This is a genomic window from Microvirga sp. Mcv34, from assembly GCF_024519725.1.
In the GTDB taxonomy this organism is placed as follows: Bacteria; Pseudomonadota; Alphaproteobacteria; order Rhizobiales; family Beijerinckiaceae; genus Microvirga.
The window spans coordinates 54,629-80,227 of the sequence record NZ_JALJRK010000010.1; the positions used below are offsets into that span (position 1 = coordinate 54,629).

The window sequence follows — 25,599 nt, forward strand, 5'->3', positions numbered from 1 at the left end:
GCCGACGGCATGACCTGAATGCAGGTCAGGCAAGCTTTTTAAAGGGGTTTGTGGCCGATGAATATCGCAAATGTGATTTCCATCCCCGCATTTGAACCAAACTCGCAGTCCAAATTGTCAATCGATACTAATCTCCGACCTTATCGACAGGAGATGGTCATGAAGAAGTCCCTCTTCCTTATCGCGACATGCGGGCTGGTATCGGGATATCTTTCATCCGCCCAGGCCCAGGACGTCAACCTCGACTGCACGGCCGTTCCGGACTCGCTGACTTACTACTGCAACCATCGCGACCAGTTCGGCAAGAACGGCCCGACCACCACGATGAATCCATACGACCCGGATGTCCCGGGTGTCGCGGCGCCGCTGTCGACCGGCAGCGTCGCAGGAACGATGCCGCAGGCGGGCACGGCGCAAGCGCACGCAGCTCTCTGCACCCAGAGGTTCCGGACCTACGATCCGAGCTCGAACACCTACATGGGAAGCGACGGCCACCGGCACGTGTGTCGCTGAACGACGGGAGCGGGAGCGTCACCGCGCTCCCCTTCGTCACAGCGAGGCCTTGCTCCGCAAGAGCTTGTAGACCATCGAGTCCGTCAGCGCTTGGAACGAGGCGTCGATGATGTTGGCCGACACGCCGATCGTCGTCCAGCGCTCGCCGGAGCCGTCGGTGAACTCGATCAGCACGCGCGTTACCGCATCCGAGCCGCCCTGGTAGATGCGGACCTTATAGTCGACCAGCTCCAGGTCCTGGATCAGGTGCTGGTACTTGCCCAGATCCTTGCGCAGCGCGACATCGAGCGCGTTCACGGGGCCGTTGCCCTCTGCGGCGGAAATCAGCACCTCGTCGCCCACGCGCACCTTCACGATGGCTTCCGAGGCGGTGACGAGTTCGCCGACCGCGTTGAAGCGGCGCTCCACGTTGACGGAGAACCGCTCCACGTCGAAGAAGGCCGGCACTTCGCCGAGCATGCGCTTGACCAGCACGTAGAAGGACGCGTCCGCGCCCTCGAACGCGAAGCCCTGCGCCTCCTTGCGCTTGACCTCGTCGAGCACGCGCGCGATGCGTGGGTCGCCCTTTTCGAGTGTGAAGCCGCAGCGCTTCAACTCGGCGAGAATGTTCGACTGGCCGCCCTGGTCCGACACCAGAACCTTTCGCGCATTGCCGACGATCTCCGGCTCCACGTGCTCGTAGGTGTGAGGATCCTTGAGCACGGCCGAGGCATGGATGCCCGCCTTCGTGGCGAAGGCGCTCGCGCCCACGAAAGGCGCGTGGCGGTTCGGCTGCCGGTTGAGGATCTCGTCCACCTGCCGGGAGACATGAGTGAGGCCGCTCAATGCCTCGTCCGTCACGCCGAGTTCAAAGCGGGACGCATAGCCGTCCTTCAGCTTCAGTGCGCCGATGAGCGTGATGAGATTGGCGTTGCCGCAGCGCTCGCCGAGGCCGTTGAGCGTGCCTTGGATGTGGCGCGCGCCCGCTTCCACGGCCGCAAGGGAATTCGCGACCGCGCAGCCGCAATCGTCATGGGCATGGATGCCGATATGCGATCCCGGCACGACCGACGTCACCTCTGTGACGATCGCGCTCACCTCGTGGGGCAGCGTGCCGCCGTTGGTGTCGCAGAGCACGATCCAGCGCGCCCCGGCCTCATAGGCCGTCTTCACGCAGGACAGAGCGTATTCGGGATTGGCCTTGTAGCCGTCGAAGAAATGCTCGCAATCGACGAGAACTTCACGCCCCCTGGCGCGCGCCGCTTCGACGCTCTCATGGATGCCCCCGAGGTTTTCCTCCAGCGAGGTCTCGAGAGCCACGCGCACATGGTAATCCCAGGATTTCGCCACGAAGCAGATCGCATCGGCCTGTGCTTCGAGCAGTGCCGCGACGCCGGGATCGTTGGAGACCGAACGGCCCGCCCGCTTGGTCATGCCGAAGGCTGTGAACTTGGCGTTCTTCGTGCGCTTCTCGGAAAAGAATGTCGTGTCGAGCGGGTTCGCCCCCGGATAGCCGCCTTCCACGTAGTCGATGCCGAGCTTGTCGAGGAGAGCCGCAATCGCCTTCTTGTCGTCGAGGGAGAAATCCACGCCGGTGGTCTGTGCGCCGTCGCGCAGGGTCGTGTCGAAAAGGGTGATGCGTTCGCGGCTCATGACGACAATTTCCTGTCTTCCTGCGGGGCCAGACGCTTTTCCATGGTGGTGGTGGCGAGCCATTCGTCGCCGAGCGGCATCGTGTTGCGGCGCTGCGGCTGGAAGCCCTGCTTCTGGAAGAACGGCAGCGCGTTGTCGCTGACCTCCGCCACGAGACGGGGAGCCCCGCGCGCGCCGGCGAGCTTCTCGACGGCATCGTAGAGCATGGTGCCGATCCCCTGCCCGGCCGCGGCGGGATGCACGTAGAACAGGTCGATCAGCTCATTGTCCTTGAGCGCGATGAAGCCGACCGGAGAGCCCTCCACGGTGGCGATCAGCGTGAGGCTCTGCGTCAGCCTCTGGGCGAAGGCATCATCCTCGGCGCGCGCGATCCAGGCTTCCTGCTGGCTCTCGCTGTAATCCTCGCCCGTCAGTTCCGCGATGCTCTCCTCGTAGATGTCCACGAGGACCGGCAGGTCCGCCGGCAGGAAGGGACGAAGTCCCGGTTTCGGCAATGCCTGTCCCATCAGCGCGCCCTTCCTTCAACCGAACCACAACATACGTCATGGCCGCACTCGTTGCGGCCATCCACGTCATGGAGCCTCACCGTCGCAAAGGCGTGGATCCCCGGGACAAGCCCGGGGATGACGTTGGAGGATGCGATGACGTTCATCGCGCCACCTCCCAGGTGGTCGTGCCGTCCTTGTTGTCCTTCACCACCACGTTGAGCGCCGCAAGCTCGTCGCGGATGCGATCGGACTCGGCCCAGTTCTTCGCCGCCCGGGCGTCCTTGCGCGCCGCGATCAGAGCTTCGACCTTGGCATCGAATTCCCGATCTCTGACGTCTTGCATGAGCAGCTTAGACGAGGGGTCTTTCTCGTACAGACCAAGTAGCTCTAGAGCTAACCGCAGTTTCGATGCCGCTTCGACATATTCGGGACCGCTCTGGAACCTGCGCACTGAACGAGCCAAAGTATGGAGAGAGGCGATGGCGGCTGGTGTATTCAGGTCATCAAAAAGTGGCTCAATCACTTCCTGAGGAGTCTCGGCGGCGCCAGGTGCCTCGTGGCAAAGAACATTCCATTCGTAGAGATTTTCACGAGCCTCAAACAGCCGATCGACCGTCCAATCAATTGGTTGTCGGTAGTGCGTCATCAGCATGGCGAGTCGGAGCACCCGGCCATGCCACTTTTGATTTCCGAAATTCTTCGTCTCTAACAGTTCGTTGATCGTGAAGAAGTTGCCGAGGGACTTCGACATCTTCTCCCCTTCCACCTGCAGGAAGCCGTTGTGCATCCACACATTGGCCATGCGCGGCGTGTCGAAGGCGCAGCAGCTCTGGGCGATCTCGTTCTCGTGGTGCGGGAAGACGAGATCGATGCCGCCGCCATGGATGTCGAAAACCTCGCGCTCCATTGGGTCGGAGCAGGACAGCCGGGTCTCGAAGGCCTGGACCAGATGCTTCCACGCCATGGCCGAGCACTCGATGTGCCAGCCGGGACGTCCGGGCGTCCCGATCCCGGCGGGCGACGGCCAGGCGGGGTCCTGCGGGCCCGAGGGCTTCCAGAGCACGAAATCCATCGGGTCGCGCTTGTAGGGCGCCACGTCCACGCGGGCGCCGGAGAGCAGCTCGTCGAGGGAGCGTTTCGAGAAGGCGCCGTATTGCGGCACGTTCGGCAGCGTCTGCATGGCCGCGACGGAGAAGAGCACGTGCTCCTCGGCCACATAGGCCGCCCCACGGGCGATCAGCCGCTCGATGATCATGCGCATCTCGGCGATATGCTCGGTCGCCCGGGGCTCGACGAAGCGCGGAGCCTGACCCGCCTCGTTCACATCCTCCGGCATGAGCACGCCCAGCGCCCGGATATCGGCGTGGAACTGCTCCTCGGTCTTCTGAGTGACGACGCGGATCGCCTCGTTATGGGGCAGGTCCGGGTAATCCCGGGCGGCCCGGGCATTAATCTTGTCGTCCACATCGGTGATATTGCGCACATACGTAACGGCTTCCTTACCGTAAACATGCCTCAGCAGACGGAAGAGAAGGTCGAAGACGATGATCGGGCGGGCGTTACCGATGTGGGCGTAGTCGTAAACGGTGGGTCCGCAGACATAGAGGCGCACGTTTCCAGGGTCGATCGGGACGAAAGCGTCCTTCGACCGGGTCAGCGTGTTGTAGAGCCTCAAGCGTGCCGCCATGAAACCATATCCCTGTCAGGCCGCAGGCCGGAGGGTGGTTTCGATCTTGGAATGAGAACGAGACGGCTCCAGCCAGCGAAATGCGCTAGCCGCAAATAATCCCGGAAATGAGGATCGTTGCCGTGTTCATGAAGCCATCAATGCCTTTTCGCCCCTGGGACGTCAAGGTTTCCGGTTTGGTAAGCATGTTTTATTTGCACGGCCGCATGAAACGGGTTCCGGCAAAGCGCGTTAGAGCTTTGTTCACGCACACTCGTGGCATAATAGCCCGAGTTCAAACAATGAGGTCTTCGATGCGCCGCGCATTCACCATGCTCGGAATGGGTAGTGTTGTGTTTCTTGCAGCCGCGTCCCTGACGCTGCTCCCCAACGGCACCAAGGCCTCTTCGAGCCAGGCAACTTTCATGGTCCCCGCCGCAGACGGCTACGGCGTCGCGGAATGCCTGATTTCAAACCAGGCATGTGGCCAAGTTGTGGCGACCGCTTGGTGCGAGGCCCATGGTTACGTGAAAGCGGTGTCCTACCGCCAGATCGCCCCCGACGAGGTGACGGGCACCATCCAGAAGGCCGCCCTTGCCCCTGAGGAGCGGCCGGTCTCCGTGACCTGCTCCAACTAAGCCGGCATGGGAGACAGCATGGTCCGGGCGGTCGCGACGACGGCCCGGGTCAGGTCTCCCAGCAGCGGACCGACGATCCGGCTCTGCTGCCAGAACAGGGGCACCTTCAGCGGCTCCGACGGCTCCAGGGCCACCAGGCGGCCCGCCCGGATATGCTCCTGAACCATCGATTCCAGGTTCATCCCCCACCCTAATCCCGCCAGGGCCGCATCGACGAAAGCCTGCGATGATGGCAGCCAATGGGCAGGCGGCATGACATCAGCCCCGAGGGCCCGCCGGAGCCAGAGCGCCTGGAGCCGGTCCTTGCGGTTGAAGACGAGGCAAGGGGCTCGAGACGCCGAATCCTCGTTCAACCCATCCGGCAGCCATCGTTCGACATAAGCGGGGCTCGCCGTCGCAAGATAGCGCAGATGGCCCAGCGGATAGCTGTCGCAGCCCTGGACCGGCTTGCCGTGCGAGGTCACGGCCGCCACGACCTCCCCGCGCCTCAACCACTCGGCGCTGTGGTCCTGATCGTCCACCACCAAGTCGAAAAGGAACCCTGCCGTCTCCGCCATGGCCGGAACGAACCAGGTGGCGAGGCTGTCGGCATTGACGGCGATGCGCAGGGTCACCGGGCGGCTCTCAGGCTGAAGCCCGGGCAGGTTCTGACGCAGGGAGCCTTCGAGAAGGGCGACCAGCTCCACGTGCTGGCACAGCCGCTGACCGGCCTCCGTCGCCGTGCAGGGCTGGCCCCGCACCACGAGAACGGCTCCGATCCGCTCCTCCAGCAACTTGATCCTCTGTGAAACGGCCGATGGCGTAACGTTGAGCAGGTCGGCGGCCCGCTCGAAACTGCCGGTGCGCACGACCGCCGCGAGGGCGGACAGGTGGGAATAATCCAGCATGGGATTAGTTATTCTAAGTCGAGTTCAAAGAGTTTAACTCCACTAATTCTAGGCCGGACCCTAAGAGAGGTCGACTCCTTCTCGGATCCTCGATATGACCTCGACCCTTCTCACGGGCTTCCTGCTCGGCCTCAGCCTCATTCTCCCCATCGGGGCACAGAACGCCTTCGTCCTGCGGATCGGACTGCGCGGCGAGCATGTCTTGGCCGTATGCCTCACCTGCGCCCTGTCGGATGCGATCCTGATCCTCGCCGGCGTGTCCGGCTTCGCGCAGCTCAGCGCGAGGGTGCCCTGGGCCGAAACGATCCTGCTCTATGGGGGCGCGGCCTTCCTTATCGTCTATGGCGGACGCAGCTTCATGGCCGCGTTCGGGTCAGCCTCCCTGCGGCCGTCCGACGCCGCTCCGGAGAGCCTCGGCAGAGTGGTCCTCACCTGCCTCGCCTTCACCTGGCTCAACCCGCATGTTTATCTCGACACGGTGGTGCTGATCGGGTCGCTCTCGACGCAGTTCGAGCAGGGCAAGGAGGCCTTTGCCGCCGGCGCCATGCTGGCCTCCTTCACGTTCTTCTTTTCCCTTGGTTTCGGCGCGCGCCTGCTGAAGCCGTTCTTCGCCCGACTCATCACATGGCGGATCCTCGACATCGCCATCGGGCTCATCATGTGGCTGACGGCCGCAAGGCTGCTGCTCGGCGAAGGAGCGGCCTGAAGCCCGTCCCCGCCTATTTCAGCCATTCCCCGCATTTCGGCGGAACCTCGGTGCCCCAGGGCATCAGCGGGACGGTCGAGGTGGAGTTCTTCGGTGAACCCTCGATGGGCCGGTCGGAATAGACCATGTAGACCAGGGTGTTGCGCTTGGCGTCACAGCCGCGGACGATCTGCATCTTCTTGAAGATCAGGGACCGGCGCTCGCTGAACACCACGTCGCCCTGGCCGAACTTCTGCTTGAACTTCACCGGACCCACCTGCCGGCATGACAGGGAAATGTCCGAGACCTCCTCGGCCACGCCGAAGGTGCCGGAAATGCCGCCGCGCTCCGGGGTCGTGTAGTGGCACGCCACGCCTTCCACGAGGGGATCGTCAAGCCCATAGACCGCGAGCTTGTCGTCCGGGGTGAGCGCCCGCCAGACCGTGGATTTCTTGAAGATCAGGTCGGGCTCCTGGGCCGCGGCACCCGTCACGGCAGCCATCGTCACGGCCAGGGTCAAAGCAATTCTCGCAAACATCTTACCAGTCGTCTCCCACGGTTACGCTGTCATGTGGGGATGGCTGCGGCCTTTGACGAGAGCCTATTCCCGGTGATGGCTGACGACGCAGATCTTGTTGCCGTCGAGGTCGCGGAAATAGGCCCCGTAATAATTCTCGTGGTATTGCGGCCGCAGGCTAGGCGCCCCCTCGTCCCTTCCGCCCTGCTCCAGGGCGGCCGCATGGCAGGCGTCGACGAGGCGGCGCTCGGAGGCCAGCAGCGCGATCATGGACCCGTTGCCCGGGCTCGGTTCGCGGCCGTCGAACGGGCGCACGACCAGAAATTGCGGCCGTCCGCCGGGCAGGCCCCAGCCCACGATGCTCTCGTCCAAGAAGCGCACTTCAAGCCCCAGCGGAGCCAGGACGGTATCGTAGAAGGCTCTCGCCCGAGCGAGGTCATTTGCCCCGACGGTCGTATGGGAGTACATGCGGGATCACTTTTCGGAGTCGCTGTTCAGGACGAGGCTAGACAGCTTCCCTCGAAGGGGGCAAGGCGTTAATCACAATAGGGTCAAATTCCAGCGGCACATCACCTGCCTGACCCAGGCATTCGATGCCGCAACGGACCGGTTCTGCGATCAGCTCAATGGCAAAGATATCTTTTCTCCGCTCCCTCATCGCCGCGACGGCCTTCCTGGCTGCCGGCCAGGCAGCCTATGCCCAGTCGGCGCAGTGCCAACGCTTCCAGGCCGAACTCGCGGCCCTGGACCGCAGCGGCGGGAGCGCGCCGACCGGCCAGATGCAGGCCCAGCGGATGGAGATCAACCGCCTCGTTGGCTATTACCGCAACATCGGCTGCGAGCGCGGTCCGCTCGGCTTCCTGTCGGGCCCGGCGCCGGCGGAGTGCGGCTCGATCTCCCAGCAGATCCGCCAGCTCGAAGCCGGCTATGCCCGCCTCGCCTCGCAGGCCGTCGACCAGAGCCAGATCGAGGCCCGGCGCCGTCAGCTGCAGGTCGCGGTCCAGCAGACCTGCTCCACAGACCAACCCCGCGGCTTCTTCGAATCCCTGTTCGGCGCCCCGCGCCAGCAACAGCAGCAGGAGATCATGCCCGAAGGGCAGCCGATCATCGCCGATGACGGACCGCCCGCCATGGGCGGCGGACGCCTGATCTGCGTGAAGACCTGCGACGGCTCCTTCTTCCCGCTGACGACCCCTCCGGGCGGCGGGCAGAGCGCCAACGAGATGTGCCAGTCCCTCTGCCCCGGCACGGAAACCCTGGCCTTCGCCTATCCGGGCGGCGACCAGGGCCTCAACCGGGCCGCCTCCCTGTCGACGAACCAGCCCTATACGTCGCTGGCGAACGCCTTCAAGTTCCGCAAGACCTTCGACGAGAGCTGCGCCTGCAAGAAGCAGGGCGAGAGCTGGGCCGTGGTCCTGCGCAAGGCGGAGAGCATGCTGGAGCAGCGCAAGGGCGACCTGATCGTCACTGCCGAGAAGGCCGAGGAGCTCTCCAAGCCGAAGGCGCAGGCCGCTCGCAAGGCCGCCGACAAGAAGGCCGACGAGGAAACGAAGGAAGCGGCCGATATCGCCGCCGCCGCCCCGACGGCGAGCAAGGAATCGGCCGGTATCGGCCCGCAATCCATCGAGACCAACACCGTGGTCAGCCAGGGCGAAGGCTCGAAGCAGGAAGTCCCCGCAGGCAATGGCCAGAAGAAGACCGTGCGGGTGATCGCCCCCAACATCATCCCCGTTCCGCACGCACAGAACTGAAGTCACTTCGGGAACGAAGCCCATCATGGCATGGCCTCCCCGGACTTGATCCGGGACCGATGCCGGCCATCTCGCTTGCATGAAGCGTGAGGCTTCCCGGATCGGCGTTACAGGCACGAGGCCGGTAACGCCGAGGAAGCGTCGGCGGCCATCCATTTCGCCCCGGCTCCGGGCATGCTATTCACCCCGGCATGAAACCGCTCGATTCCCCCGAGTTCCCCCGGCCCACGGGCGCCCTCGATCCGATCATCTCCATCTCTGGCCTCGCTAAGACCTACGCGTCGGGCTTCCAGGCCCTGAAGAGCGTCGATCTGAGCATCCGCCGGGGCGAGATCTTCGCGCTGCTTGGGCCCAACGGCGCCGGCAAGACGACCCTGATCAGCATCATCTGCGGGATCGTCAATCCGAGCACGGGCACCGTCACGGCCGACGGCCACGACATCATCCGCGACTACCGGGCGGCGCGCACCAAGATCGGCCTCGTGCCGCAGGAACTCACCACCGACGCCTTCGAGAGCGTGTGGGCGACGGTGACGTTCAGCCGGGGGCTCTTCGGCAAGCCGCCCAATCCCGCCTATCTCGAAAAGATCCTGAAGGACCTCTCCCTATGGGAGAAGCGGGACAGCAAGATCATGACCCTCTCGGGCGGCATGAAGCGCCGGGTGATGATCGCCAAGGCCCTGTCGCACGAGCCCAAGATCCTCTTCCTCGACGAGCCGACCGCCGGCGTCGACGTGGAGCTGCGGCAGGACATGTGGAACATGGTCCGCCGCCTGCGCGAGAACGGCGTCACCATCATCCTGACCACCCATTACATCGAGGAGGCCGAGGAGATGGCCGACCGGATCGGGGTGATCCGCAAGGGTGAGATCATCCTCGTCGAGGACAAGACCGCCCTCATGCAGAAGCTCGGTAAGAAACAGCTCACCCTGCACCTGCAGAGCCCGCTCGCGAGCCTGCCGCCCGAGCTGCAATCCGACAACCTGCAGCTGTCACCGGACGGCAGCCAGCTCGTCTACACCTTCGACACGCAGACGCGGGAGACGGGCATCGCGGGCCTTCTGCGCCAGCTGAACGAGCACGGCATCGACTTCAAGGATCTCCAGACGTCGGAATCCTCCCTCGAGGAGATCTTCGTCAGTCTGGTCAGGGGGCGCCCATGAACCTCTACGGCATCAAGGCCATCTATCTCTTCGAGATGGCCCGCACCTGGCGCACGCTGATGCAGAGCATCGCCTCGCCGGTGATCTCGACTTCGCTCTATTTCATCGTCTTCGGCTCCGCCATCGGCTCGCGCATGGCCAATATCGACGGCGTGAGCTACGGCGCCTTCATCGTGCCGGGACTGATCATGCTCTCCATCCTGACGGAGAGCATCTCAAACGCCTCGTTCGGCATCTACATGCCGAAATTCTCCGGCACCATCTACGAACTGCTGTCCGCCCCGATCTCGGCCCTGGAGACCGTGATCGGCTATGTGGGGGCGGCGGCCACCAAGTCGGTGATCATCGGCACCATCATCCTGATCACGGCGCGGCTCTTCGTGGATTTCTCCATCGCGCATCCCGTCTGGATGGTCGCCTTCCTGGTGTTGACCTCCGTCACCTTCAGCCTCTTCGGCTTCATCATCGGCGTCTGGGCAGACAGCTTCCAGAAGCTGCAGATCGTCCCGCTGATGATCGTGACGCCCCTCGCCTTCCTCGGCGGCAGCTTCTATTCCATCAACATGCTCCCGCCCTTCTGGCAGACGGTCGCCCTGTTCAACCCGGTGGTCTATCTGGTGAGCGGCTTCCGCTGGAGCTTCTACGGCGTCGCCGACGTAGGCGTGGGCCTGAGCCTCGCCATGACCATGGTCTTCATGCTGATCTGCCTCAGCGCCGTCTGGTGGATCTTCAGGACCGGGTACAAGATCAAGGCGTAGGATAATCCATCCGTCATGCCCGGCCCTGAGCCGGGCATCCACGTCTTGTGATGCGGTGGTTCCGAAGACGTGGGTGGCCGCAACGATTGCGGCCATGACACGGCGGGTGATGCCTATTGATGTCAAAGAGCCAGCGCCTGTGGGCCCGCAGCTTGCGCTGCGAGCCTCATCAGGGGTCGAGGGTGGCGTGTCGGGCAGCCCGGCTCGCTGTGAGTAGGTTTGTTGGAAGAGCCGAACTGCTCGTCCCGCACGGTTCTTTTCAGGTGGACCAGCTGGGGCGATGCCCAAGGTCGACCTCCCGCGACCACAGGTGTGCGAGACCTGCGGCGGGACCGTGCCTGCTCCCACTCTTGCGACGCCTCGCGAGCGCGCCCCTCGTCGGATCAGGCTGTGCAATGATATAGCTAAGGTTACACCACCTGTCAAGAACAAAGTAAGAACATAACGCTGCGCCGACCACCCCGCGACGTCATCACCTCCCCGGACTTGATCCGGGGAGGTGATGACGTGGAGGATGTCGTCTCGGTACCAACATGGTGGGCGCGCTCCCCACCATGGCGTGGAGCGTTCAGGCCGCCTGTCCCGACAGCCGTGCCTTGGCCCGCTCGGGCCCGATCAGCGGCAGCAGCGCGCCCAGTTCCGGGCCGTGGTCTAGGCCGGTGAGCGCGAGGCGCAGGGGCATGAACAGGGCCTTGCCCTTGACCCCGGTCTTCGCCTTCACGGCCTCCGTCCAAGCCTTCCACGTCGTCGCATCCCAGGGCGTGGCTGGCAGAACGGCCGTGGCCGCGTCGATGAAGGCCCTGTCGTCGATGACGGGCGTCACCGGGCCGCGCACGACCCTGGCCCACTCGGCGGCATCGCGAACCTTCGTCAGGTTGCCGCGCACGGCGAGCCAGAACGCTTCACCGGCATCCGCGTCAAGCCCGGCCAGCCGCTCGCGGGCCGCCGCATAGGGCATCTCATGGATCAGGCGGGCATTGAGGTGCTCCAGCTCGCTTTCGTCGAACTTCGCAGGCGCGCGGGAGATGTGTGAGAAGTCGATCAGACTGGCGAGTTCGTTGAGATCCGCCACCGGCCGCACGGCCTCCGACGACCCGACGAGGACGGCGAGCGACGCCACCGCCTGCGGCTCGAGACCGGCATCGCGCAGGCCTTTGATCGAGAGATGGCCGAGACGCTTGGACAGGCCCTCCCCGCTCGCCGTGATCAGCAGGCTGTGATGGGCGAAGGTGGGGACAGCGGCGCCCAGGGCTTCGAAGATCTGGATCTGCACGGCCGTGTTGGTGACGTGATCCTCGCCGCGGATCACATGGGTGATCTTGAGCGCGATGTCGTCCACCACGGAGGGCAGCGTGTAGAGATAGGTCCCGTCCTCGCGCACCAGAACCGGATCGGACAGCGAGCTGCAATCCACGTGGCAAGTCCCGCGCACGAGATCCTCCCAGGCGACATTCGTGGGCTCGAGGCGGAAGCGCCAGTGAGGCTTGCGCCCCTCCTGCTCGAGCCTGGCGCGATCCTCGTCCGTGAGCTTGAGGGCCGCCCGGTCGTAGATCGGCGGCAGGCCGCGGGCGAGCTGGCGCTTGCGGCGGAATTCCAGCTCTTCCTGCGTCTCGTAGCAGGGATAAAGCCGCCCAGCCGCCTTCAGCTGCTCGGCCGCGGCGTCATAGAGATCGAACCTATCCGACTGGCGAACGATCACGTCGGGGGGAATGCCGAGCCAGTTCAGATCGGTTTGAATCGAATCCGCATATTCCTGCTTCGACCGCGCCACGTCCGTATCGTCGAAGCGCAGGATGAAGGTGCCGCCCTCGCGCCGCGCATAGAGCGCGTTGAGCAGGGCCACGCGGGTGTTGCCGATGTGGATGTGCCCGGTCGGTGACGGGGCGAAGCGAACGATGGGCTTGGACATTCAAGATGCTATGGCGAAGGGAGCACGGCCGCGCAAGAGGCGACGGGGTTTTCGGTGCTGTTCCCAGCTGCTGCCGCTGGGGATTGCCCCCTCCGATGTCATGGCCGTCCCCGGACTTGATCCGGGGATTAGTCCCGGCCAGCCCGATCCGGCGAAGCTCCGCACCTTTCCGATCGTGATCACCGGCACGAGGCCGGTGATCACGTGGAGTGAGCCTCACACGTCCATCGACCCCAGGCGCGGCTTGCCGGTGGCGCGCTCAAGGGCTTCGTCCTTCCGGTGCGCCGCCACCCCCTGGTCGCGATAACGGTTCACGATGGGATAGCGGCGGTCGCGGCCGAAATTCCTGCGCGTCACCTTCACGCCGGGCGCCGCTTGGCGGCGCTTGTATTCGGCGATGTAGAGCAGGCGTTCGACCTCCTTGACGGTGTCGAGATCGTAGCCCTTCGCGACGATGTCCGAGACGCGCAGCTCCTCTTCCACGAGGCTGCGCAGAATCTCGTCGAGATCCTCGTAGGGCGGGAGCGAATCCTGATCCTTCTGCCCCTCGCGCAGTTCGGCCGTGGGCGCCTTGCTGAGGATGTTCTCGGGGATGACGATCCCGTCCGGCCCGAGCGCCCCTTTGGGCTTCCAGCGGTTGCGCAGGGCCGCGAGGCGATAGACCTCCATCTTGTAGAGGTCCTTGATCGGATTGAAGCCGCCGTTCATGTCGCCGTAGATGGTGGCATAGCCGACCGACATCTCCGACTTGTTGCCGGTCGTCACCACCATGGCGCCGAACTTGTTCGAGATCGCCATGAGGATGGTGCCCCGGGCGCGGCTCTGGAGGTTCTCTTCCGTGATGTCGCGCTCCCGGCCGGCGAAGATCGGCTCCAGGGCGGTTTCGAACCCTTCGACCGGGGCAGATATCGGCAGGATGTCGTAGCGGACGCCGAGCTTCTGCGCGCAGGCTTCCGCGTCCCTCAGGGACTCGCCCGAGGTGTAACGGTAGGGCAGCATGACGCAATGCACCCGCTCGGGCCCGAGCGCGTCGACCGCCATGGCGGCGCAGATGGCGGAATCGAGCCCGCCGGACAGGCCCAGCACCACGCCCGGGAAGCCGTTCTTCTCCACGTAATCGCGAAGACCCAGGACGCAGGCGGCATAATCGGCCTCCTCGCCCTCCTCCACCGTCACCAAGGGCGCCTCGCGGCAGGCCCAGCCCTCCTCGCCTTTCTCCCAGGTGGTGAGCGCAACGAGTTCCTCGTTGGCCGGCAGCTGGCAGGCGAGCGAGCAATCCGCATTGAGCGCGAAGGATGCGCCGTCGAAGACCAGCTCGTCCTGGCCGCCGACCTGATTGAGATAGACCAGGGGAAGGCCGGTCTCGGTCACGCGGGCGGCCGCGATGTTGAACCGCTCCTCGGTCTTGCCGCGCCAATACGGCGAGCCGTTGGGCACGAGGAGCATCTCGGCGCCCGTCTCGGCGAGGCATTCCACCACATCGCCGGTCCAGATGTCCTCGCAGATCGGAAGACCCAAGCGGATGCCGCGGAAGTTCACGGGCCCGGGCAGAGGGCCGGCGGCGAAATTGCGCTTCTCGTCGAAGACGCCGTAATTGGGCAGATCGACCTTGAAGCGCACCGCGATCGAGCCTCCGTCGAGGAGCGCGTAGGCGTTGTAGAGCTCGCCCTCCTCACGCCACGGCAGGCCGATGAGCATTCCGGGACCGCCATCCGCCGTCTCGCGGGCGAGGCGTTCGAGGGCGGCGCGGCAGGAATCCTGGAAAGCGGGCTTCAGCACGAGGTCCTCGGCGGGATAGCCCGCGAGGAACTGCTCGGCGAACATCACGATATCGGCCCCGAGCCGGGCCGCCTCCGCACGGGCCGCCCGCGCCTTCTCCTCGTTGCCGGCCACGTCGCCGACGATGGGGTTGAGCTGCGCGAGCGCGATCTTGAGCGTGTTCTGAGCGGTCATGCCACGGATCTAGCGCGCGGCAGGGTCAGCAGCAATGCAAGGGTGGGGCTTTCCCATGCTTCATGAACCCTCACGGGCGGCGCCACCGCGACGTGTCTCTCCATGCCTCTCGTTGGAGGCCGGCCCCCCGGTTAAGCAACGGCTGCACAGATCAAGCTTTGTGGGAACCCGGAACAGTCCAGTTCGTTATTTCCACACGAAACACTGGGAGACTGACATGTTTAAAGGCGGCCTTCTCTGGCTCATCGGCATTCCGCTGCCGATCATTCTCATTCTCTTCTTCATGGGTTGGCTCAGCTAACCCATAATACGAGTAGAGTTGCGTATGTGTAAAGTAAAAGGGGCGCCCGGAGCGCCCCTTTTATTTATCTAATCTGCCCAGTCGCTCATTCCGCCGCGAGGGCGGCCGGTCGTTCCCTTGACTGGCGCTCCCGCTTGATGAGCTCCGAGGTCAGGAAGGCGATTTCGAGCGCCTGCTCGGCGTTGAGGCGCGGGTCGCAATAGGTGTGGTAGCGGTCGCGCAGGTCCGCATCGGTCAGCGCGCGGGCGCCGCCCGTGCATTCCGTCACGTTCTTACCCGTCATCTCCAGGTGGATGCCGCCCGCATGGGTGCCTTCCGCCTGATGGATGGAGAAGAAGTCCTGCACCTCGCCCATGACGCGCTCGAACGGCCGGGTCTTGTAGCCCGAGGCCGCCTTGATGGTGTTGCCGTGCATCGGATCGCAGGACCACACGACCGTGCGCCCTTCCCGCTGCACCGCGCGGATCAGGCCCGGCAGATGGTCGGCCACCTTGTCGGCGCCGAAGCGGCAGATCAGCGTGAGACGACCGGCCTCGTCCTCAGGGTTGAGCATGTCGATGAGCTTGAGCAGCCCATCGGCCGAGAGCGACGGACCGCATTTGAGGCCGATCGGATTCTTGATGCCGCGCATGTATTCCACATGGGCATGGTCGAGCTGACGGGTACGGTCGCCGATCCAGAGCATGTGGCCGGAGGTGGCGTACCAGTCTCCGGTCGTGGAATCGACGCGGGTCATGGCCTCCTCGTAGCCGAGCAGCAGGGCCTCGTGGCTGGTGTAGAAATCCGTCGAGCGCATCTCGGGGTGGGTTTCGGGATCGATCCCGATGGCCCGCATGAAATTCAGGCTCTCGGTGATGCGCTCCGCAAGCTCGCTGTAGCGGGACGATTGCGGCGAATCCTTCACGAAACCGAGCATCCAGCGATGGGCGTTCTCGAGATTGGCATAGCCGCCGGTCGCGAAGGCGCGGATCAGGTTCAGGGTCGCGGCAGACTGGCGGTAGGCCATGAGCTGGCGGCGCGGATCCGGCGTGCGGGCCTCCGGCGTGAACGCGATGTCGCTGATGATGTCGCCCCGGTAGCTCGGCAGCTCCACGCCGTCGATGGTCTCCGTCGGAGCGGAGCGCGGCTTGGCGAACTGGCCGGCGGCCCGGCCGACCTTCACCACGGGCGAGCCGCCCGCATAGGTCAGCACCACCGACATCTGGAGGAACAGGCGGAAGAAATCGCGGATGTTGTCGGCCGAATGCTCAGCGAAGCTCTCGGCGCAGTCGCCGCCCTGGAGCAGGAAGGCCTCGCCCTTGGCGACCTTGCCGAGGGTCCGCTTCAGCTTGCGCGCCTCGCCCGCAAAGACGAGCGGGGGAAAGCCGGCGAGCTGCTGCTCGACGCTCTCAAGCGCCTCAAGGTCCGGATAGGCCGGAACCTGCTGGATTGGCTTGTTTCTCCAGCTATCGGGCGTCCACCGCTCGGTCATGACACTAACCCCCGTATCCTTCCTTCAATACTCATCGTGCACCGCAACAAGCGGCATGGAAAGGCACCTATACACGACATATTCAAAAAGGCGAGTGGGTAGAGGTGACGCGTCTCGAATCCCTGCAAGTGCAGCGATATCGCCATCTATGCTTTGCAAACGACCTCTCATAATCTTCTAGCAAGATCCCGTAAACTCCACTTTCCTGTCATGATCATGAGTACGGCATAAACGGCCGGTACCCACCATAGCTCGGCAAGCACATCCCAAACCATATGCATGACCTCAAACACGAAAACAGCTCCGGAATGCGCTCAGCTCAACTGACGTTACTACATAATATGAGGCATAAACACTTAAGCCATTGGAATTCTAAGAACCCTAGCCCACCGCCACCGGCTTCTTGACCACCACCGGCGTGCGCATGGTGACCAGTTCCTCCGCGGCCGTTGGGTGAACCGCCACGGTGCGATCGAAATCGGCCTTTGTGGCCCCCATGGTCACGGCGATGCCGGCGAGCTGGATCATCTCGCCCGCGTCGTGGCCCATGATGTGGACGCCCACGACCTTGTCGGTCGCCTTGTCGACGATGAGCTTCATGAAGACCCGGTCCTTGCCGCCCGAGAGCGTGGCCTTCATCGGCCGGAAGGCGGTCTTGTAGACGTCCACATCGCCGTAGATGGCCCGGGCCGCGTCCTCGCCGCAGCCGATCACGCCGATCTCCGGCGTCGAGAAGACCGCCGTGGGGATCAGGTCGTGGTCCACGATGGTGGGCCTGTCGCCGAACACCGTGTCGGCGAAGGCATGGCCCTCCCGGATCGCGATGGGAGTGAGGTTCGCCCGGTTGGTCACGTCGCCCACCGCGTAGATCGAGGGAACCAGGGTCTGGGAATAGCCGTCCACGGGAATGGCCCCGACCTCGTCGACGGTGATCCCGGCCTTCTCCAGTCCGAGCCCCTTCGTGTTCGGCCGTCGGCCCGTGGCGACGAGGACCTGGTCGACCGTGAGGATCGACCCGTCGGACAGGGTCGCGGCGATCCCATCCGCCGTCTTCTCCAGGCTCGTGAGGGTCCGGCCCAGGGCCAGCCTGATCCCGCGCTGGGCATAGGCTTCCCCGAGGGCGTCGCGCACGTCCTCGTCGAAGCCGCGCAGGAGCTTGTCGCCCCGGTGCAGGAGCGTGACGTCACTGCCGAGGCCTGCGAAGACCCCGGCGAATTCGACGGCGATGTAGCCGCCGCCGACCACCAGGATGCGCTTCGGCAGGGTTTCCAGGTGGAAGACCTCGTTTGACGTGATGCCGAGCTCGCCGCCGGGAATGACCGGCTCCAGGGTCGGATGGGCCCCGACGGCCACCAGGATATAGCGGGCGCGGATGCGTGCGCCGGTCTTGAGCAGATGGACCGTATGGGCGTCCTCGATCACGGCGCGGCTGTCCACGACCTCGACGCCGGCCTTTTCCAGGTTGGCGCGATAGATCCCTTCCAGCCGGTCGATCTCCCGATCCTTGTTGCGGATCAGGGTAGCCCAGTCGAAGCGGGTCTCCCCGACGCTCCAGCCGAAGCCCTCCGCGTCGTGGAAATCGTCGGCGAAACGGCTGGCATAGACCATCAGCTTCTTGGGCACGCAGCCGCGGATCACGCAGGTTCCGCCGACCCGGTACTCCTCCGCCAGCATGACCTTCGCCCCGTAGCCCGCGGCGATCCGCGCCGCGCGCACGCCGCCGGATCCTCCTCCGATTACGAACAGGTCAACGTCGAATGAGGACATGGTGCGGTCTCCGCTCACTTCTGCAACTTGGATTCATTCATATAAGGACGGTTTGCGGCGACGTCGCCCGCCGGCCCTGCTCCGGGTGCATGGCTGCTCACCTGAATCGAGAAGCTCTTACGCTAAGGTTCAACAACGATAAAGGAGCAAGCCGCTTGCCGCTCCCCTGTTCCCTCATTAGGGTCTGCCGCGGCTACGCCGACTGAAGTCGGCCCCAAGTGGAGGAAACTTATGAGCCATTTTCGTAAAGGTCTTTGGCGCAGCGCTCTCGCTGCGGCGGCCGTGGCAGGATTCGTGACATCGGCGGCAGCTCAGATGGAGCTCAAGATCATGGCTCCGGCGGCTCCCGGCGGCGGCTGGGACCAGACGGCCCGCTCCATGCAGCAGGCCCTGACCCAGGCCGGCATCGCCAAGAGCGTGCAGGTCGCCAACGTGCCGGGCGCCGGCGGCTCCATCGGCATCGCGCAGCTCGTGAACAACTCCAAGGGCGACGGCAACCAGCTCATGGTCATGGGCTACGTGATGGTCGGCGCTCTTCTCACCAACAAGTCGCCGGTCACCCTCGACCAGACGACGCCCATCGCCCGCCTGACCTCGGAATACGAGGCGATCGTGGTTCCGGCCAGCTCGCCGATCAAGTCCGTCAAGGAACTTGCCGATGCCATCAAGGCAGATCCGGCCAAGGTGACCTGGGCTGGCGGTTCGGCCGGCGGCGTCGACCACATCGCTGCGGCGCTCTTCGCCAAGGCGGCCGGCGCTGATCCGACCAAGATCAACTACATTCCCTTCTCCGGCGGCGGCGAGGCCCTCGCGGCCATCCTCGGCGGCAAGGTGACGGCCGGCATCTCCGGCTACGGCGAGTTCGAAAGCCAGGTGAAGGCCGGCAAGCTGCGCCTCCTCGGCCTGACGTCGCCGGCCGACAAGGCCACCGCCGACCTGCCGTCGATCAAGGCCCAGGGCCTCGACCTCGAGATCGCCAACTGGCGCGCCGTCGTGGCGCCTCCCGGCATCTCCGCCGACCAGAAGAAGGCCCTGATGGACGCCATGGACAAGATGGCCAAGTCCAAGGAGTGGCAGGAAATCCTGAAGGCGAAGGGCTGGGAGGATTCCTACATGTCCGGTGATGCTTTCGCCAAGAACCTGGCCGACGAGCAGGGCCGCACCAAGGACGTGCTCACGGCCGTGGGACTGGTGAAGTCTTAATTTTCAAGATAAAGGCCGTTGGAAGCGCCGCGTTCTCGGAGCGCGGCGCTTCTTTTTTGGGACAATCCATGACCACATCACCCAAGCGGCGCATCGACGTGGCAGGCCTCGTCATCGCGCTCATTCTCATCGGCCTGGCCGGTCTCGTCTGGTGGGACATGACCAAGCTCCAGATCCTCTCCCCATACGATCTCGGCCCTAAGGTCATGCCCATCGTCGTCTCCGTCGGCCTGACGCTTCTCGCCATCGGCAACGGCATCGGCGCCCTGCGCGGCGATCTTCCGCCCCGCGACAGCCTCGACTGGAAGCCGATCATCCTCATTCTCGGCGGCCTCGCCTGCCTCATCGCCCTCGTCGCTGTCGGCGGCGGCTTCATGATCGGCACGGCCATCCTGTTCGCCACCACATCGGCCGCCTTCGGACGCCGGGCGTTCCTGACCGATCTGCTGATCGGCGCCGTGATCGCGGTCTTCATCTACCTGCTCTTCGGCAAGCTCCTGACCCTGTCCCTGCCGGCAGGTCCGCTCGAGCACCTGTTCTGAGGCCCTGATCATGGAAGCCTTCACCTCCCTCGCCAGCGGCCTCTCCGTCGCCATCCAGCCGATGAACCTGCTGTTCGCGCTCATCGGCGTGCTTCTGGGCACCGCCGTCGGCGTTCTGCCCGGCATCGGCCCGGCGCTCACCGTGGCGCTCCTCCTGCCGATCACCTTCAAGCTCGATCCGGCCGGCTCCATCATCATGTTCGCCGGCATCTATTACGGCGGCATGTACGGCGGCTCGACCACCGCCATCCTGATCAACACGCCGGGCGAAAGCGCCTCCATGGCGACCGCCCTCGAAGGCAACCTGATGGCCAAGGCGGGCCGCGGCGGCCCGGCGCTCGCCACCTCGGCCATCGGCTCCTTCGTGGCCGGCACCATCGCCACCCTCGGCCTGACGCTGCTCGCCCCGTACCTCGTGGAAGTCGCCGTGAGCTTCGGGCCGGAGGATTACTTCGCGCTCATGTGCGTGGCCTTCGTGACCGTCTCGGCCACCTTCGGCGATTCCCCGGTCAGGGGCCTCAGCAGCCTCTTCATCGGCCTGCTGCTCGGGCTGGTGGGCATCGACATCCTGTCCGGCCAGTCGCGCCTGAGCTTCGGCATCCCGGAACTCTACGACAACATCGAGGTCACGACCCTCGCGGTCGGTCTCTTCGCGGTCGGCGAGGCGCTTTACGTCGCCTCCCGGCGCCATATCCACGAGGAGAAACTCGAGGCCGTTCGCGGCTCGCTCTGGATGACCAAGGAGGACTGGAAGCGCTCCTGGAAGCCCTGGCTGCGCGGTACGCTCTACGGCTTCCCCATCGGCGCCCTGCCGGCCGGCGGCGCCGAAATCCCGACCTTCCTGTCCTACGCGACCGAGAAGAAGCTCACCAAGTACCCGGAGGATTTCGGTAAGGGCGCCATCGAGGGCGTGGCCGGACCGGAGGCCGCCAACAACGCCTCCGCGGCCGGCACGCTCGTGCCGCTGCTGACGCTCGGCCTTCCGACCTCCGCGACGGCCGCCATGATGCTGGCTGGCTTCCAGCAATACGGCCTCAATCCCGGTCCGCTGCTGTTTGCCGAGCAGCCCAACCTTGTGTGGGGTCTGATCGCCAGCCTGTTCATTGCCAACACCATGCTGCTGGTGCTCAACCTGCCGCTGGTGGGCCTGTGGGTGAAGCTGCTCGCGATCCCACAGCCCTGGCTCTATGCCGGCATTCTGGTCTTCGCCACCATGGGCACCATCGCGGCCAATCCCTCGCCGGTGGAGCTAATCATGCTGGCGGTGTTCGGCGTGCTCGGCTTCCTGATGCGCCGGTTCGACTTCCCGATCGCCCCGGTGGTGGTCGGCCTGATCCTCGGCCCGATCGCGGAGAGCCAGCTGCGCCGGGCGCTCTCGATCAGCCTGGGCGATCCGATGGTGCTCCTGCAGAGCCCGATCTCGGCCACGCTCCTCGGCATCGCCGTCATCGCCCTGGTCCTGCCCTTCGTCCTCAAAGGCATGGGGCGCTTCAAGGCCGTCGAGGACTGATCCTCCAAGCATCGCATCCAGGGCCGGCTCCCGGTCTTGGATGGAAAGATGCCGGAGAACAAAGACTTCAGAGGACAGACAAAAAGAAAGGCCCGGTTTCCCGGGCCTTTTTCATGTCTGCGATCCGATCGATCTCAGTTCAGCTGATGACCGCGCTTGCCCATTTCCTCACGGGCACGGGTCATGATGAATTCCGAGGTCTTCTGGGTCCAGATCGCCATGTCGCGGACGATGGCGTCGAGAATGCCAGGCTGCAGCTGCACCCACTTCTGGCCGACCGGGGACTTGTAGAAGGCTGCGATCTCCTTCAGCTCGGCCTCGCTCATTCGCGATGCGAGGGTCTTGGCCGTGGCGTCGATCATTTCCTTCTTCTTCTGCTCGACCTCGGGACGGATGAGAGTCACCACCTGGTCCAGATCCTGGCGGATCTCCGGGCGGGTCACGTTCATCTGCTGGAGCTGATTGAGCAGCGGGTCGGTCATGGCATCGAAGGCGCCGGTCAGGCCGGAGCTGACGGCGACGTCGGTGGCGGCCGCGAGCTGGCTGGCGCTGGGCTGCGGAGCCTGCTGGGCGAAAACGGGACTTGCGAGCATGAACAACGCGACCGAGGTCGCGGCCAAGCGGGAGGCGTTGCGGATCATAGAAGTAGCTCCAATCGTCATGGTTTTTTGGTCAGAGCTGACCGAGTTCGACGAGCCCGTCGCCCGTCGCGAGGATCGCTCCGGTGGCCAGACCCAGGAAGAGACCGTGCTCTACGACGCCAGGGATGTTGTTCAGCGTCGAGGCGAGCACGTTCGGCTTATCGATGCGCCCGAGATGCGCATCGAGAATGAAATGGCCACCATCTGTGACGTAGGCGGCCCCGTCGGGAGCGTGCCGCAGGATCAGTTCGCCGCTCATGCCCAGGCTGTCCAGCAGCCTGACGATGGCGCGCTCGGTGGCCGTGAGACCGAAGGGCACGACCTCGATGGGAAGCGGAAAGCGGCCGAGCTTGGAGACGAGCTTGGACCCGTCGGCGATGACGATCATCCGCTGGCTCGCGGAGGCCACGATCTTCTCACGCAGGAGAGCGCCGCCGCCGCCCTTGATCAGGCGGAGGTCGTCGTCGATCTCGTCGGCCCCATCGACCGTCAGGTCCAGGTCCGGGGTCTCGTCGAGGGTCGACAGGGGAATGCCCTCGCGCTGCGCCTGCTCGCGGGTCGCCTCGGAGGTGGGAACTCCCACCACCTTGAGCCCGGCCCGAACCCGCTCGCCGATGGCCGCCACGAAATGCGCCGCGGTCGAGCCGGTGCCCAGGCCCAGCCTCATGCCGTCCGTGACCAGTTCGGCAGCCTTCTCGGCCGCAGCGCGCTTGAGATTGTCGCTCACTGAAATCCTCTGAGAATGCGTCCGCTCCGGCTTGCGAAGGCTGTTTTGCTCGCCTCTAGCATGTCGGAGCGGCTAAAAGAAAGAACGTTTCACCCATGGTCGGCAGCGGAAGCTCGCCCGGGCCCGGTCAGGGACGCTGCGGCGAGGCTCCCGTCCCGGAGCCGCCGCTCGGGGTGGCGGCCGTCGGCGCGGCCGACGAAACGGCGGGCGATGGGGTCGTCTGCGGGGTGCAGACCACGCGCTCGTCGAAAACGTAGCAGATGCTCATCTGGCCCGTCCGGTAATTGACCCGGAACACGCCCCCTTCCCGCTCGTGGCGGGAGGCGACGAGACCGTATTCCCCGGGAGCCTGAGCTCCCGCGCCCTCGCCCGCGCTGTAGCAGAGGGTGACCCCGACCGTGCCTTCCTGTAAACCGTATTGGCAGGAGCTCACCTCGCCGGTGATCCGATCGATCCTATAAATCCTGTTCAGGTCGGTCTGAGGCGCAGGGACGAAATCATAGGACGCCGCCAGGGCGGGGCCGAAGAAGCCTCCCAGCGCCAGGACTGCCGATATCAACGCCGCGGAACCAAGGGGCCGCATTCACCACTCCATCCGGTAAGAACGAATCAACCATAGGCACCATATCATCCCGGTGATTGATTCCCTTGCCCACAGCAGGTAGCCGACCTTCATGGCCATTGATACCCCGCACATCGTCTCGCCCATCGCCGTCTTCGACCTCGATGGAACCCTGGCGGACACGGCCGTCGATCTCGTCGGAACCCTCAATGTGATTCTCGACCGCGAAGGTCTGGCTCCCCTCCCGGTCGCCGAGGCGCGGGACATGATCGGCGCCGGGGCCCGGGCCCTGATCGAACGTGGGTTCGAGGCCGCCGGCAAGGAGCTGGCGCCCGCTCATCTCGACGAGCTGTTCCGCCAGTTCATGGTCCATTACGGAGAGAACATCTGCGTCCGCACGCAGCTCTACCCGGGCGTCGCCTCGGCGCTTGACCGGCTGGAAAAGGCGGGATTCATCCTGGCGGTCTGCACGAACAAGGTCGAGGAGCACTCGGTCAAGCTCCTGGACGAGCTCGGCGTCGGCCGGCGTTTCGCGGCCAATTGCGGCCGGGACACGTTCCCCTACTTCAAGCCCGATCCGCGCCACCTCACCCTGACCATCGAACGCGCCGGCGGGAGCCCGGCCCGGGCGGTCATGATCGGCGATTCACGGACGGATATCGTGACGGCGAAGAATGCAGGCATCCCCGCGATTGCCGTACCGTTCGGCTATACCGATGTGCCGGTTCGCGAGCTGGGACCCGATCTCATCATCGACCACTTCGACGACCTTTTCGCCGCCGTGCAGACCCTCATGAGGCCGCTGGCGGCCTGACGCGGCCGACATCGATCCTGCGCGGCGACCACGCATGGAGAAGTGAAGCTTCGATATCAGGAAGGAATGGTGGGCGCGACAGGGATTGAACCTGTGACCCTTCGCGTGTGAAGCGAATGCTCTCCCGCTGAGCTACGCGCCCTGACCAGCGCCTTCTAAAGGCGCTCAGCCCCCGGCGTCAAGCCAAAGAAGCATATCCGGGTCCAAGTATTTTGCGTGGTGAATTGCGGCAGCGTGGCTTTAACAGCTTGCTCACGATGTGGTGGAAATAAGGCCATTCCGCACTAGAATTTTATAGCAGAACCTTGATAAGACATGGATCCGAAGTGGGGCTGTTGCGTTGAGCAATGACAGTACCCGCCACCAACCATGTTTTCTCTGAGGCAAAAATGGGACGCACTCGCGCTGCCCTGACCGGGCTCACCTGCGCTTTCGTCGCCCTTGCGACGCCGGCTGCGGCATTTACGGCAATCGATCCTCTGACCCGCCAGCCGCTCTACAGCGCTGAAGACGCCCTGAAGGCCCAGGCCGCCTCGGTCGCGCGGGAAGTCGTGACCTTCGACGGCCGTTATGCGCCCGGCACCATCGTGGTGTCGACCAGCGAACGCCGCCTCTGGTTCGTGCTCGGCAACGGCCAGGCCATCCAGTACGGCGTCGGCGTCGGACGCCCGGGCTTCACCTGGTCGGGCGCCCATTCCGTCACCATGAAACGCGAATGGCCGGATTGGCGCCCGCCGGCGTCCATGCTCAAGCGCCGTCCCGACCTACCCCGCTACATGAAGGGCGGACCGGACAACCCGCTCGGCGCCCGCGCCCTCTACATCGGCAGCACGATCTACCGCATTCACGGCTCGAACGAGCCGGAGACCATCGGCGAGGCCGTGTCCTCGGGCTGCATCCGGATGACCAACGAGGACGTCACCGACCTCTACAACCGCGCCAAGGTCGGCGCGAGGGTCGTGGTCCTGCGCTAAAGGACGAGACTTTACAGGCCATGGCCGGGTTCGTCCCGGCCATTTCTGTTTGGAAGCGGCTCTCCCCTCAGCGCGCTCTATCCCGCGACAGGCCCTTCGCGGCCAGCTCATCGAGATAGGCCTGCCACTTTGCCCCCTGCTCGGCTCCGAGCCGATAGAGATAATCCCAGCCGTAGATCCCGGTATCGTGCATGTCGTCGAAGACGAGCTTGACGGCGTAGTTGCCGATCGGCTCCACGCCGATGATCTGCACCTCCCGTTTGCCCGGCACCGTCTTTCGCTCCGCGGGGCTGTGGCCCTGGACCTCGGCGGAGGGGCTCGTGACCCGCAGGTACTCGGCCGGCAGGTCGAAGGCCGCCCCGTCGTCGAAGACGATGCGGAGACTGCGCTTGTCCTTGGCGAGGCGGATCTCCGTCGGCCAGCGTTCAGATGTCATAGGCCTCAACCCCTTCCCCGGAACGTAATTTCACGCTAACTGCTTGATCATAACATCGAAGGCAAGCGTTCAAGCCAACAAGGACGTCTCC

25 protein-coding genes and 1 tRNA gene are annotated in these 25,599 nt (G+C 64.7%); 11 read left to right on the forward strand and 15 right to left on the reverse strand.

What is annotated here, in order from left to right:
• Positions 1–159: 159 nt before the first annotated feature.
• A complete protein-coding gene (locus OC446_RS08295) occupies positions 160–513 on the forward strand; it encodes a BA14K family protein (RefSeq protein ID WP_262028568.1) in 354 nt (117 codons plus the stop codon).
• A gap of 36 nt (positions 514–549) precedes the next feature.
• Here OC446_RS08295 and cimA read toward each other — a convergent pair whose 3' ends face one another.
• The 3 genes from cimA to cysS form a co-directional block, all read right to left on the reverse strand.
• Positions 550–2,145 (reverse strand): citramalate synthase, encoded by a 1,596-nt coding sequence (gene cimA, locus OC446_RS08300; RefSeq protein WP_262028569.1) that lies wholly within the window; start codon positions 2,143–2,145, stop codon positions 550–552.
• The gene (locus OC446_RS08305; RefSeq protein WP_262028570.1) at positions 2,142–2,651 is read right to left on the reverse strand and encodes a GNAT family N-acetyltransferase; all 510 of its coding nucleotides are present in this window, start codon (positions 2,649–2,651) and stop codon (positions 2,142–2,144) included. Before OC446_RS08305 ends, cimA begins: the two co-directional genes overlap by 4 nt.
• Before the next feature lie 142 nt (positions 2,652–2,793).
• Positions 2,794–4,320 (reverse strand): cysteine--tRNA ligase, encoded by a 1,527-nt coding sequence (gene cysS / locus OC446_RS08310; RefSeq protein WP_262028571.1) that lies wholly within the window; start codon positions 4,318–4,320, stop codon positions 2,794–2,796.
• A 293-nt stretch (positions 4,321–4,613) separates the two neighbouring features.
• Here cysS and OC446_RS08315 point away from each other — a divergent pair, with 293 nt between their 5' ends.
• A complete protein-coding gene (locus tag OC446_RS08315) occupies positions 4,614–4,937 on the forward strand; it encodes a hypothetical protein (protein ID WP_262028572.1) in 324 nt (107 codons plus the stop codon).
• Here OC446_RS08315 and OC446_RS08320 read toward each other — a convergent pair.
• The gene (locus OC446_RS08320) at positions 4,934–5,824 is read right to left on the reverse strand and encodes a LysR family transcriptional regulator ArgP (RefSeq protein ID WP_262028573.1); all 891 of its coding nucleotides are present in this window, start codon (positions 5,822–5,824) and stop codon (positions 4,934–4,936) included. The two genes, OC446_RS08315 and OC446_RS08320, sit on opposite strands and share 4 nt — an antisense overlap.
• A 94-nt stretch (positions 5,825–5,918) precedes the next feature.
• On the opposite strand from OC446_RS08320, the gene OC446_RS08325 reads away from it, so the two are divergent.
• Complete coding sequence (locus OC446_RS08325) at positions 5,919–6,530, forward strand: LysE/ArgO family amino acid transporter (RefSeq protein WP_262028574.1); 612 nt, start codon at positions 5,919–5,921, stop codon at positions 6,528–6,530.
• Positions 6,531–6,543: 13 nt separating this feature from the next.
• Here the strand turns inward: OC446_RS08325 and OC446_RS08330 are convergent, their stop codons facing one another.
• Both OC446_RS08330 and OC446_RS08335 read right to left on the reverse strand, forming a co-directional pair.
• Positions 6,544–7,047 carry a CreA family protein gene (locus tag OC446_RS08330; protein WP_262028575.1) on the reverse strand — a complete coding sequence of 168 codons (504 nt, stop codon included), beginning with the start codon at positions 7,045–7,047 and terminating at the stop codon, positions 6,544–6,546.
• A gap of 63 nt (positions 7,048–7,110) precedes the next feature.
• Positions 7,111–7,494 carry a VOC family protein gene (locus tag OC446_RS08335; protein ID WP_262028576.1) on the reverse strand — a complete coding sequence of 128 codons (384 nt, stop codon included), beginning with the start codon at positions 7,492–7,494 and terminating at the stop codon, positions 7,111–7,113.
• Between the two features lie 158 nt (positions 7,495–7,652).
• Here OC446_RS08335 and OC446_RS08340 point away from each other — a divergent pair, with 158 nt between their 5' ends.
• The 3 genes from OC446_RS08340 to OC446_RS08350 all read left to right on the forward strand — a co-directional run bounded on the left by OC446_RS08340 (position 7,653) and on the right by OC446_RS08350 (position 10,698).
• Positions 7,653–8,777, forward strand: coding sequence for a DUF2865 domain-containing protein (locus OC446_RS08340; protein WP_262028577.1), 1,125 nt, complete (start codon positions 7,653–7,655; stop codon positions 8,775–8,777).
• Between the two features lie 191 nt (positions 8,778–8,968).
• Positions 8,969–9,940: an ABC transporter ATP-binding protein gene (locus OC446_RS08345; RefSeq protein WP_262028578.1), complete on the forward strand. Its 972-nt coding sequence runs from the start codon at positions 8,969–8,971 to the stop codon at positions 9,938–9,940.
• Entirely contained in the window at positions 9,937–10,698 is a 762-nt protein-coding gene (locus OC446_RS08350; protein ID WP_262028579.1) for an ABC transporter permease, read from the forward strand. The genes OC446_RS08345 and OC446_RS08350 overlap by 4 nt, the downstream gene beginning before the upstream one ends.
• 568 nt (positions 10,699–11,266) lie before the next feature.
• On the opposite strand, the gene gltX is transcribed toward OC446_RS08350, so the two are convergent.
• The 4 genes from gltX to gor all read right to left on the reverse strand — a co-directional run bounded on the left by gltX (position 11,267) and on the right by gor (position 18,099).
• On the reverse strand, positions 11,267–12,607 hold the full coding sequence (gltX, locus tag OC446_RS08355) for a glutamate--tRNA ligase (protein WP_262028580.1): 1,341 nt from the start codon (positions 12,605–12,607) through the stop codon (positions 11,267–11,269).
• 216 nt (positions 12,608–12,823) lie between these two features.
• A complete protein-coding gene (locus OC446_RS08360) occupies positions 12,824–14,560 on the reverse strand; it encodes an NAD+ synthase (protein ID WP_262028581.1) in 1,737 nt (578 codons plus the stop codon).
• 386 nt (positions 14,561–14,946) lie between these two features.
• Positions 14,947–16,332 carry a class II 3-deoxy-7-phosphoheptulonate synthase gene (locus OC446_RS08365; protein ID WP_262028582.1) on the reverse strand — a complete coding sequence of 462 codons (1,386 nt, stop codon included), beginning with the start codon at positions 16,330–16,332 and terminating at the stop codon, positions 14,947–14,949.
• Between the two features lie 381 nt (positions 16,333–16,713).
• Entirely contained in the window at positions 16,714–18,099 is a 1,386-nt protein-coding gene (gene gor / locus OC446_RS08370) for a glutathione-disulfide reductase (protein ID WP_262028583.1), read from the reverse strand.
• Positions 18,100–18,330: 231 nt separating this feature from the next.
• Between gor and OC446_RS08375 the strand changes: the two genes are divergently transcribed.
• The 3 genes from OC446_RS08375 (at position 18,331) to OC446_RS08385 (ending at position 21,354) form a co-directional block, all read left to right on the forward strand.
• Positions 18,331–19,302, forward strand: coding sequence for a Bug family tripartite tricarboxylate transporter substrate binding protein (locus OC446_RS08375; RefSeq protein ID WP_262028584.1), 972 nt, complete (start codon positions 18,331–18,333; stop codon positions 19,300–19,302).
• Positions 19,303–19,370: 68 nt separating this feature from the next.
• Positions 19,371–19,844 carry a tripartite tricarboxylate transporter TctB family protein gene (locus OC446_RS08380; RefSeq protein WP_262028585.1) on the forward strand — a complete coding sequence of 158 codons (474 nt, stop codon included), beginning with the start codon at positions 19,371–19,373 and terminating at the stop codon, positions 19,842–19,844.
• Positions 19,845–19,854: 10 nt separating this feature from the next.
• Positions 19,855–21,354, forward strand: a complete 1,500-nt coding sequence (locus OC446_RS08385; RefSeq protein WP_262028586.1) for a tripartite tricarboxylate transporter permease — start codon at positions 19,855–19,857, stop codon at positions 21,352–21,354.
• 134 nt (positions 21,355–21,488) lie between these two features.
• On the opposite strand, the gene OC446_RS08390 is transcribed toward OC446_RS08385, so the two are convergent.
• From OC446_RS08390 to OC446_RS08400, 3 genes are all read right to left on the reverse strand, one after another.
• Entirely contained in the window at positions 21,489–21,995 is a 507-nt protein-coding gene (locus tag OC446_RS08390) for a DUF2059 domain-containing protein (RefSeq protein WP_262028587.1), read from the reverse strand.
• A 31-nt stretch (positions 21,996–22,026) separates the two neighbouring features.
• Complete coding sequence (gene rpiA / locus OC446_RS08395; RefSeq protein ID WP_262028588.1) at positions 22,027–22,722, reverse strand: ribose-5-phosphate isomerase RpiA; 696 nt, start codon at positions 22,720–22,722, stop codon at positions 22,027–22,029.
• Positions 22,723–22,849: 127 nt separating this feature from the next.
• Positions 22,850–23,305, reverse strand: a complete 456-nt coding sequence (locus tag OC446_RS08400; protein WP_262028589.1) for a hypothetical protein — start codon at positions 23,303–23,305, stop codon at positions 22,850–22,852.
• Positions 23,306–23,396: 91 nt separating this feature from the next.
• On the opposite strand from OC446_RS08400, the gene OC446_RS08405 reads away from it, so the two are divergent.
• On the forward strand, positions 23,397–24,098 hold the full coding sequence (locus OC446_RS08405; protein ID WP_262028590.1) for an HAD family hydrolase: 702 nt from the start codon (positions 23,397–23,399) through the stop codon (positions 24,096–24,098).
• Between the two features lie 67 nt (positions 24,099–24,165).
• On the opposite strand, the gene OC446_RS08410 is transcribed toward OC446_RS08405, so the two are convergent.
• A tRNA-Val gene (locus OC446_RS08410) sits at positions 24,166–24,240 on the reverse strand.
• Positions 24,241–24,487: 247 nt separating this feature from the next.
• On the opposite strand from OC446_RS08410, the gene OC446_RS08415 reads away from it, so the two are divergent.
• Positions 24,488–25,072 carry a L,D-transpeptidase gene (locus OC446_RS08415; protein ID WP_262028591.1) on the forward strand — a complete coding sequence of 195 codons (585 nt, stop codon included), beginning with the start codon at positions 24,488–24,490 and terminating at the stop codon, positions 25,070–25,072.
• Between the two features lie 67 nt (positions 25,073–25,139).
• Here OC446_RS08415 and OC446_RS08420 read toward each other — a convergent pair whose 3' ends face one another.
• A complete protein-coding gene (locus OC446_RS08420) occupies positions 25,140–25,508 on the reverse strand; it encodes a DUF971 domain-containing protein (protein WP_262028592.1) in 369 nt (122 codons plus the stop codon).
• Positions 25,509–25,599 lie beyond the last annotated feature (91 nt).